Source organism: Nocardiopsis lucentensis DSM 44048, from assembly GCF_000341125.1.
Taxonomy (GTDB): Bacteria; Actinomycetota; Actinomycetes; order Streptosporangiales; family Streptosporangiaceae; genus Nocardiopsis; species Nocardiopsis lucentensis.
In genome coordinates this window covers 1-884 of record NZ_ANBC01000740.1, presented here as the reverse complement: position 1 = coordinate 884, position 884 = coordinate 1, and the positions used below count along the sequence as shown (strand labels likewise).

The window sequence follows — 884 nt, the reverse complement described above, 5'->3', positions numbered from 1 at the left end:
GGAGCCGCCCCGCGTGCACCCGATGCAGGTGTGGCGGACGCCGTACGTGTCGGACGTGTACGCGGCGGCCCAGCCGGTGGGTACGGGTCCGCTGGAGCGCATCGGCAACGCCGAACTGGTCCGCGGCGTGTCCGAGTGCCTGTCGGTGGCCCGGATCGCCAGCGACATGAGCCCGTCCACCGAGGTCTTCGAGGCGATCATCGCCTCCTGCCGCCGGGTGGCCGACCGCTTCCACTGGCTGGGCGAGGAGGAGCTGGGAGACCTGGCCTCCCCGCTGGCGGAGGTGCGGGCCACCGCCGAGCGAGTGCTGGAGGAGTTCGAGACCGTCCAGGCCCTGACCCGGCAGGCCGCTGACGCCCTCGCGGAGACCGAGGCGCGGGTGACCGCGCTCATCCGCACGTCGCGGGGCGAGACCCCCCGGTCGGCGGAGGGATGGGTGGAGCGGCTGACCGAACTGCGCCGCGCGCAGGGGCAGGCGGCCACGCTCTCCGAGACGCGCTACGTGGACACCGACCGGCTGGCCGAGCTGGACGGGCGGCTGTCCGAGGAGATCGACGCGGTCGGCCGGCGCACGGTGGGCTTCCTCGAACAGGACGACGCGTTCGACGGTTACCACTCCGACGTGGCGCGGCTGGTCGGGGAGGCCGAGGGGATCGACGCGGTCAGCGCCGCGACGGCCGTCGGCGAGCGCATCGAGGAGCGCACCGAGGGCCTCCAGGTGGTCACCGAGGTCGTGGGGTCCCTGGACATCGGCGACGCACGGGTCCGCACGCGGATCCTGGAGCGGATCGGCGAGGTCCTGGCCGGGATCAACCGGGCCCGGGCCACACTGGAGTCGCGCCGCGGGGAGCTGCTGGCCCAGGAGGGGCGGGCCGAGTTCGCCG

Annotated in this window: 1 protein-coding gene; it reads left to right on the top strand. The window is 74.5% G+C overall.

Translation table 11 applies throughout. The features are described 5' to 3' along the window. A partial coding sequence (locus D471_RS36225) for a DNA repair ATPase (RefSeq protein WP_193789789.1) occupies positions 1 to 884 on the top strand: 884 nt, incomplete at both ends.